Below are 9007 nucleotides of genomic sequence, written 5' to 3' on the forward strand. Positions count from 1 at the left end.
CCTAAGGTTCAATGACTTTTAAGACGAAGCCCGCCAAACTCCCTGTTCATCAGACTAATCCGAGCGTGGTGCTCCACTACTGGGGACGGCGTGGAGGCGGCTCGGATGTAACACGTCTTCTGGCGCGGCATTTGAGCCAGGCGGCAGAGCCCATCGAAGTCACTCTGTCTCTTGCGCGTCAGAACAGCGACATGGCGGCTTTCGAGGCAATTGGCCTGCCGATCGAGACATTCGATCGCCCAGGCCTGTCCACTCTCTGGCGGGACACATGGCTCCTCCCGAGGCGGCTCCGGCGTCATGCGGACAAGCTTGCGGAGCTGAGCCCTGCGGCGGTGATCGTGACCATGAATGCGCCTTTCACCTGGCCCTTCACTCGTCTGTTGCAGAAGCGAGGCCTTAAGGTCATCTATGTCGCCCACGATGCGGAACCCCATCCGGGCGACTACGCCGCAACGTGGCAGCGACTAACCCAGGATATGCTGATCAAGAGCGCCGACGAGGTCGTGACCTTGTCGAGCAGCGTCGTCGAAAAGGTCGCGAAGCGGATTCCCGGTTCGGGGAGGAAGACAACCGTCATCCCTCTTGAGACAATTTACCCGACACATCGCCCCAGCACCCGGCGCACGCGGCTGTCGCACGAACCTGTCCGACTTCTCTTCTACGGGCGCCTGCTGCCGTACAAGGGTCTAACCCTCCTCGCCCAGGCCCTGAAGCCATTCCGGCAGAACCCGATGTGGCGCCTCACGGTAGCAGGCTCAGGCCCTCTTGAAGCAGACGTTAAGAAAGCCTTTGCCGACTGGCCGCAGGTCGATCTTCGGCTCGGCTGGGTCAGCCACGAAGAAACGGCCGAGCTTTTCTCGACCCACGATTTGTTGCTTTGCCCTTATGTCGAGGCCAGCCAGTCGGGCGTGATCGCTCAGGCCATGTCCTGGGGGCTGCCGAGCCTCGTCATGCCGACCGGCGCGCTCCCGGAGCAGATTGGATTTGGGCGTGCCGGCCTGGTTGCGGATGCAATGGACCCCGACAGTTATAGTAAAAGTCTAAACAATGTTCTATCGCGACCTGAATGTGTGGCGGTTCTTTCGCAAGGCGCAGCGCTGCTTCTCGCAGAACGACAAGCAAGTCAGCTTTGGATCGAATTAATCAAGACAGCAAATATCGACAGACGCATCGCTAAGCCACAGCCTGACAGTTCGGCTCCTCGTAGGCCATGAGCCTCATGCGAAGATCACCTACTGCAGATCGAATTTATCGTTTGGGGCTACCAGCTAAAAATCTCTGGACCGTATATCCGATAAAACGGTAGCCACGCGTGAGTCGCCATGAACGAGACGCCAGAAGCTCATTGAGGAGTTGCTCTTTCATTCGCAGGTGGTCGATTTCCGAGTCAGACACACCCTCATCCATAGCATCATATCTCTCACCTAGGCGGCGATTGAGTTCAAAAATCTGCTGTTGTTGGCGTTCGACCGATGACTGAAGGCGATTCACTTCGAAGCGTAAATCGTCATTCTCAAGGCGAAGCTTCTCGTTCTCTGTCATAAGGTCGTCTGCATTCGTCGCATTGTAGCGTCGAGCACCTGCCGTGGAGAGAGTTTCTGCTGGTTCCTTCGTAGACATTTGTACTTACCTCAAGAGCATTCACAAGGATCATTTTCGCAAGCATTTAAGCTTGTTCTAAAGCAGACCGAGTTGCACCAGACGCTGCCGCTGGAGCGCACCTACTCGTTCAACATCATAGTTTTCCTTGAGATATTGCCTGGCATAAGCAGCTTTCTTCTGAGCCTCTTCCAGGTTGTTCACGATGCTACGCATCTGCCAAGCAGCATGGCCGATGTCCGGGTCCGCCCATACCTGATTTTGCCAGAACGGATACTGCCCATTCTGAAGAGGAACAAGGCGGAAATCAACGGGATATCCTGTGCGCGGGGTCACGAGCTCCGTTGTCGCCGAGTAATCGGTCGCGATCACGGGCTTCCCCAAAGCCATCGCTTCGGCCACTAGGAGCCCCAGACCTTCGCTGCGATGCAGCGAAATCACGGCATCGGATGCATTGATGAGGCCCAGCGTTTCATGTCGACTGAGTGTCTTGTCAATCAGGATGATATCTGGATCGTCGCCGAGTTCTTTGCGCAATGCCCGAAATTCCGCATTGGCCAGAGAGCCATTGATCGATTTCAGAACCAATGCAACATCCGAGCGCTGGTAGCGCCGACGGAAAGCTTCCTTGAACGCTTGAACTGCCGCACGCGGATTCTTCCGCCCGACGAAGGAGAGGAAGTCGAACGAGAAAAAGAAGATGAACTTATCTTCAGGCAAGGCGAAATAACTACGCGGCAGCGGATCGAAAGCCGGCAATGTGAGCGAGATTGGCATTCGGATGACGGGCTTGATGAGCTTCTTCACCAGCGACGCTTGGATGAATCGTGTCGGCGCCCATATCTCATCGACCGCTTCAAGAGCACCAATCCATGCGTCGGGAAAAGTGGACAGCTCCCAAAACGGAATGGCAATGCGATACGCTTCGTTGCGCGCGGCAGGCTGTATGCTTTCCCTAACGAGCGAAAGCTGATCCGCATTGATATTGAAAATCTGCACCCTACCGTCAATGGTGTCGGACAGCAGTGAAGAGCATCGCTCCTCGTTCCGCGGCGAGGCGACATTCAGGGCAACATCGTATCCCCGCACCCTTACGTTAGCAGTCGCCAGGGCCTCAAGGGTCAGCCGACCTGCCTCCCCCACGCCACTTGCGGTGCGCAAGTATCCCACCACGCTGACGTCTGGCCTCGTATCACGATGATTGTCGCGAACGAGATGATCGAGCGGACGTGCTGTCCGCCGACCCGGGCGCTCTACCACTGGCTCGATCAGGCGAGGGTCGAGCCCGAGTTCGGTACCATGGTTGATGTACCAAACAACAAACTTCTCCACCTCCGACGGGCTCTGGATATTGAAAGTCGTACGAAGGTACGACTCCGATTCCCAGAGATAACGCATGAAGTTGCTGACGCAGAAAAGCTTTGTGTTCCCACTCGCATGGGGCGATGGCAGATGGAGATATTCTTCGTAATTTTCGAAGGGATCCCCTACCCATGTCGGATGCATCTCGCGGAACATGCGCCGTACAATGTCGGGTATAGGCACACCAGACGCGAACTTGCCATAAGCATAGGCGCCATTGGGGATAGTCCCATACCCGTTCTCCAGCAGTTTCCTGCCGTAGTGTTCGAGAATATTGAGCAGAGGGGGCGACTGCTCGCTGCGGAACAATGGGGTATGCTTTGACAGGATATTAGGGGTTTTGGGGTTGAATCCGCTGAAATGGAAAAAGCCGAGCGGATCGCCGTCGACTGTCCAGCTACTCTCATTCTGGTCGAGGTGTCGCTGCGTCAAGTTCCAGTAGGCTATATTGGTCGTCGGGCTGCGCAGAATTGCGACTTTTGAAACGAAGCCGGGAACTAAGTCCATGAACTTCTGATCGACGAAAATTCCCGCGCTTTGGTCATTGATGCACTGGTAGCGCAGACGTCGCGACCACCACCTGATTACCCGCTCCGTTTCCTCACTCCGGCCAGCCCCAAGGAAGCCGAGATTATAAACTCCCGCCCTCATGATGGTTATGTCATCCGGCGGGGCATCTCCTTCGCTCGGCATTGTAAGGTGAGGAGTAAAAACGAAACTCGCCCCGCCATCCAAAGCATCCAAGACCGCATCAAGCCGACTGAAGACTTCGATATCTGGATCGAAATAGATCACCTGATCGTAGCCGCGTTCAAAAAGATAGCGGAACATATACGGCTTAACGGCCGTATTGAACTCCATGACATCGTACCGAAAAGCGAATGATTTAAAATCTGGAATGTCCAGCTTATGGCTCGGCACGACACTGCATTTGTCAGGATAAGACATCACCTGAGGAATGTACTCATCTGCCAAACAGACAAAAGCGTCAAAATCAGGATGATACTTGTTCGCAGATTCAACCAATACTTTAGCGTGAGGTATGTAATTATTTGAGCAAATTGTGAAGAATGCACGTTTAACTTGAGAGGACATGGCTTTTTCTACATGAGTTGGCACCGGAGAGCGATACCTTAAGCAGACCTCTCCTTCATACTGCAATAACTGTCGTCACGCTCGTGGTCAAGGCAGGATACTTTAGGATTATAAGCTTGTAGCACGTCCAAAGCCCGCCCTTCATTCTCAACTTGTCGATGGCACCTCACGGGAACTGACCGTCAGACGAGATGCCATGCTGCACGAAAATCGGGACTTGGAAATGTCTGCTGAATCAACACGACCAAAGACAATGGCCGAGCGACACAGTACCGTTTAACTTGAGATTCCTCCTGTGGCGCTTACGCGGCATTATCGGCCGTGGGAGAGGCTCCTCGACGACACATAGCTCAATCTTTGAAAATCAGAAGCTGCCCCCCCCTAAAGGCGACCAATCCCGTAGCAAAAGCCATCAAGTTAAATTTCACATAGCGTAAGCGTTCTGGATCAGTTAAAGCAGCATTTCTAATGTTATAACGGATATACGGCTATGCGTGACCACTCAAGCGATTTAACCCAAGCGTTCAGGAACATACAAGCTCAAGACCATGCGGTCTTTAATATGACCTATTTCCCATATGTACTAAGACTTGGACGGGCTGTTTCCTATGCGATTGCAAGCTACCTTCTGCTGTGGCTCCAGCCCCACTATAGTTTCAACTTCGCGGCATTTGCTCTATCGATCTTCTTTCTCTCCCTTGGGAGGCGCGTTCTCCCTATCGCAGAGGTCGCGATGCTAATGATCCTTGCTGCGGTTTTCATGCCCACCCGCACTTTGGATGCCGTTCTGGGGCTCCTTTAGAGCCTGGCCGGAATTACTATGAGCGCCGCAGCCGACTCTAGGTTTCAATGCCCCAAGGATAGCCCTACGCCGCGATCCCGATGCGCAACCTGGCTGTAGGTAAGGAGCGTCGGAGCCTCTTATGCACAAGCCTAAGCCGAAGCGGCGCCTGCTTTTGTGTCGTGCAATGTAAACCAGCCGCTCTCACTGGAACCGGTAGGCAGGCCCATTACCTTGCTCCAAATGCGCAGCGACGGTTTGCGATCTTTGCCGTATCCGATGCAATGCCTCAAAGGCAGCCAGCTCGATACCGTCCAAGGAAGAGCTAGAGCCGCCCGGATGCGTAGCTCTAGCACACGGCTCGAGAATGGGTTATCTAGTACCAAATTATCAACCATAAAAAGGGCGCCCAAGTTCAGATTCTGATTTGCCGCTGCCTTCAGGAATGACAGTGGAGATAACGTGACGACAACGTTCTGCGCCCAGGATTCCGAAGGATTTAACAGTAGTTATGGAGAGATGCTGCGAGGCAATCTCTTGGGCAAAATATAAGTAGATATGGAGACCTCAAAGCGTATGGACAAGCACAGCATGCAATCGTCGGTCAGTGATATTTTGAGATCACGCATTGAGATGACGGTGAGCTGTCGGGACAGTGACCCTATTCCAAAAGTTCCAAATGCTGGCTCGATCGTGCATGAAAACGGTCGCAGAGTTCAGATCATGCATAATGGCGTACGCGTTAAGGCAGGCGGGTATTATGGGGACTGGCAGGCCGAGATTATTGAGCGACTGAAGGGCCATCACGAGCCGCAGGAAGAGTTAGTCTTTTATGAAATCCTAAAGCGCGTTCCGCCTACAGCTACAATGCTTGAACTTGGCGGCTTCTGGTCGTTTTACTCGTTATGGTTCTTGAATGAGGCCGCCGAATCGAGAAGATCGATTGTGGTGGAACCGGACCCCCAAAATATGGACGTCGGCAAAACCAACGCCGACATTAATGGCCGCCGAATTGAGTTCGTACAAGCATCGGTAGGCGAAGTCTCGACCGAACCCCAACTCTTCGGAGCTGAAGCTTCCGGACCGATCCTCGTGCCTCAGATCTGCGTACCTGACCTGCTTGCCGATCGGGGCATCGAGCACCTCGATATTCTTCATTGCGATACTCAGGGGGCAGAAACTGCAGTTATCCGCTCCTGTGAAACCTTGCTTCGAGAGAAAAAAATTCGATTTGTTTTCATTTCGACCCATGCGCATCAAATCAGCGGAGACCCCCTAACGCATCAACGCTGCCTTGCAATGTTGCAGGATTTTGGAGGACGCATCCTTGCCGAGCATGACGTGCATGAAAGCTTCAGTGGAGACGGCCTGATTGCTGCGTACTTTGGGACGGAGCCAATTGACTGGCCCAAGCTGAATCTGACTTACAATCGTTATTCGACCAGCCTTTTTCCCAATCCACTTTATGACTTGCAGGAAACACAAACCCAACTGCAAGAGGCCCATGCTCGATTTCAAGCACTTGAGGCCTCGAGCCAGCAGCATGAGCAACTGCTCTCGCAGAAGATCCTTGAACGTGATGAGCGCATCAACTTTCTTGAGATGGAAGTTACAGCCCTTCGGGACCGGCTCACCGCGATGGAGATCGATGCGGACGAAGCTAAGTCAGCACGCATTGACGCGGCAGCAAGAATTGACGCCCTGCTGGCATCTACATCTTGGAGGATCACAGCCCCCTTGCGTGCATTTGCGATAGCATTAAGACGCTTTAGATCTCTATGAGATCTACATCCGTTGGCATTCCTCTTGTTTTGTCCTCACAAGAACCCTAGTCGTTTTAACCATCATGCGTCGACCCGGGGAGAGTTTCCGAAAACCAGCAACTTTAGGATTCTTTTAGGATTCCGGATCAAATCTGGGACGATTTGGTCACGGCATGATGGATGCATCGTGGGTATAGGGCGAGCTATCATCTCTGATAGACTGTTGAAATACAGGGCTTGCGGTTGCCACCGCCGATCTGCGCATACGCTCTAGGAACTTTACCGCCTGGATCATGGGAGAGTTCAAGATGTCCGCCTTCATGTTTGAGGGTGATGCGGCGAAAGCATTGAGGCAGTGATGGCATTCGATAGGCTCAAGAAACGACTTCACGCGTTGGTCGAAACCATTGTCGAGCAGCGCCTTGATCGCTTGCGCGGGGAGATAAAGTGCGAGGCTTTCGTGAAAGATCTCGCGCAAGCCTTAGCGAACACCCCGACAGTTTGGGGAGATTCAACAAGGGTTTCGGTTGGGTCGAACGTGCATTTGGTCAATGCCCTTCTCAACGTCTCTTCAGGGCGGATAACCATCGGCAATAACACGTTCTTCGGCCATAATGTCTGCCTCCTGACGGGCACACACCCGCTTGACAAGACAGGAGCAGAGCGCCAGAGCCACCCCCTAGAGGGCCGGGATATCGTGATTGGTGAGGGCGTGTGGATAGCGTCCAATGCCATTGTGTTAGGCCCTTGTAGGATTGGTGACAATGCTGTTGTCGCGGCCGGCTCTGTCGTGACCAACGCTGAAATCGAAGCCGGCAGTGTCTACGCAGGCGTACCAGCCCGCCGGAAGCGGTAATTCGGCTGGGCAGCGGAGTCATCACTGCGGATCCAGATGCGAGCTGAGATCCGCTTGATGGCAGCCAGGAAGTCCTCCGGGTTTTTGTCGTATCGTGTGGCGATGCGACGGAACTGTTTGAGCTTGTTGAAGAAGCGCTCGACCAGATTACGGTAGCGATACAGGAAGGGGCTGAAGACAAACGAGCCCTTGCGGTTGCTCTTGGGCGGAATGTTGGCCCAGACGTCTTGCTCTTGGGCCTGATTGCGAATGGCGTTGCTGTCGTAAGCCTTGTCGGCCTGCAGGGCCGCGCCTGGCTTCAAGATGGCCAACAGCTCCTCGGCGGCGGTGCCGTCATGGGCCTGGCCAGGCGTGAGAGCAATGCGGATCGGGCGGCCTTCGGCATCCACCAGAGCGTGGATCTTGGTGGTCAGGCCGCCACGGGAACGTCCCATGCCACCATCTCGATCCCCTTTTTACCCGTCGCGCCATGCTGGTGAACGCGCGCACAGGAGCTGTCGATCATGACCAGATCACCGTCGTAAGCCACGGAGACGGCATTCAGGATGCGGTCCCATATACCGGCCTCGCGCCAGCGCACGAAGCGATGGTGGCACGTGGTGAGAGGCCTATATCGCACGGGATGTCGCGCCAGGGCGAGCCGGTGCGGAGGCGCCAGAGGATGCCGTTGAGCACCCGCCGATCATTCACCAGCGGCACGCCACGTGGCTTGTTGGGCAGCAGCGGCTCGATCGCCTTCCACTGGCAGTCAGTCAGTTCATGACGACGCATCAGACCCTCCCAGACAAGGGAGCTGAATCATCAACTCGCTGCAAATGAAAGATCTTTCATGAGTTCACAACCTAGATAGGGGGCCCACCCAAACAACTGACATCATTGGCTGATTCCATCTCTCATTGGGTCTTGCGAGGTGGGAGACGATCTTGCGCGATCTGTTCTGGCTCTCTGACGAGGCCTGGGGCGTCCTGGAGCCACATCTGCCGCACAACCAGCCGGGAAAGCCGCGCGTGGATGATCGGCGGGTGATCAGCGGCATTCTCCACATCCTGAAGACGGGTGGACGCTGGCGCGATGTGCCACCCGCATATGGACCGGCAAAAACCATCTACAACCGCTATACCAGGTGGGCGCGACGCGGCGTCTGGCAGCGCATCTTCGCCAAGGTCGCCGCAGCCGGCCCGATCCCTGAGGAGCTTGCGCTCGACAGCTCAAACGTCAAAGCCCACCGCTCGGCATCAGGCGGAAAAGGGGGAACTCGCGCAAGCGGTCGGCGTCTCGCGCGGCGGCCGAACAACGAAAATCCCTTGTCTGGCCGATGGTCGTGTCCGGATCCTTGCCGTCGCGCTGACGCCGGGCAACATGGCCGACATCACGATGGCGGTGCCGATCCTGGAGTGGCCTGCTGGCCAGCCCCCGCGAGGTGGTCCGGGGTTAATGTTAGTGCATGATGGGTCGTGGGGCTACGGTGGGTGTGGCCTGCGGAGCTGGTCTGGGTTGCGCAGCCGGCCATAGCACTACCTCGGGTGCGGGTGGCTTGTAGCCGAGCGATGA

The 9007-nt window shown here is 55.0% G+C and carries 5 protein-coding genes and 2 pseudogenes; 4 read left to right on the top strand and 3 right to left on the bottom strand.

Annotated features, from left to right (window positions below):
* Positions 1 to 11 precede the first annotated feature (11 nt).
* The gene (locus AB4097_RS15455; RefSeq protein ID WP_442041075.1) at positions 12 to 1214 is read left to right on the top strand and encodes a glycosyltransferase family 4 protein; all 1203 of its coding nucleotides are present in this window, start codon (positions 12 to 14) and stop codon (positions 1212 to 1214) included.
* A gap of 34 nt (positions 1215 to 1248) precedes the next feature.
* On the opposite strand, the gene AB4097_RS15460 is transcribed toward AB4097_RS15455, so the two are convergent.
* Both AB4097_RS15460 and AB4097_RS15465 read right to left on the bottom strand, forming a co-directional pair.
* Complete coding sequence (locus tag AB4097_RS15460) at positions 1249 to 1620, bottom strand: hypothetical protein (protein ID WP_442041077.1); 372 nt, start codon at positions 1618 to 1620, stop codon at positions 1249 to 1251.
* Positions 1621 to 1677: 57 nt separating this feature from the next.
* Complete coding sequence (locus AB4097_RS15465; protein ID WP_442041079.1) at positions 1678 to 4056, bottom strand: glycosyltransferase; 2379 nt, start codon at positions 4054 to 4056, stop codon at positions 1678 to 1680.
* Between the two features lie 1357 nt (positions 4057 to 5413).
* Here AB4097_RS15465 and AB4097_RS15470 point away from each other — a divergent pair.
* Together AB4097_RS15470 and AB4097_RS15475 are read left to right on the top strand one after the other, a co-directional pair.
* Complete coding sequence (locus tag AB4097_RS15470) at positions 5414 to 6619, top strand: FkbM family methyltransferase (protein WP_442041081.1); 1206 nt, start codon at positions 5414 to 5416, stop codon at positions 6617 to 6619.
* Between the two features lie 339 nt (positions 6620 to 6958).
* Positions 6959 to 7456 carry a DapH/DapD/GlmU-related protein gene (locus AB4097_RS15475; RefSeq protein ID WP_442041083.1) on the top strand — a complete coding sequence of 166 codons (498 nt, stop codon included), beginning with the start codon at positions 6959 to 6961 and terminating at the stop codon, positions 7454 to 7456.
* Here the strand turns inward: AB4097_RS15475 and AB4097_RS15480 are convergent.
* A pseudogene (locus AB4097_RS15480) lies at positions 7423 to 8227 on the bottom strand (IS5 family transposase). The gene AB4097_RS15475 and the pseudogene AB4097_RS15480 sit on opposite strands and share 34 nt — an antisense overlap.
* A 152-nt stretch (positions 8228 to 8379) precedes the next feature.
* Between AB4097_RS15480 and AB4097_RS15485 the strand changes: the two are divergent.
* Positions 8380 to 8752 (top strand): annotated as a pseudogene (locus AB4097_RS15485) (IS5 family transposase); the annotation flags it as partial.
* Positions 8753 to 9007: the final 255 nt, after the last annotated feature.

Source organism: Microvirga sp. 2MCAF35, assembly GCF_052115545.1.
Classification (GTDB): domain Bacteria; phylum Pseudomonadota; class Alphaproteobacteria; order Rhizobiales; family Beijerinckiaceae; genus Microvirga.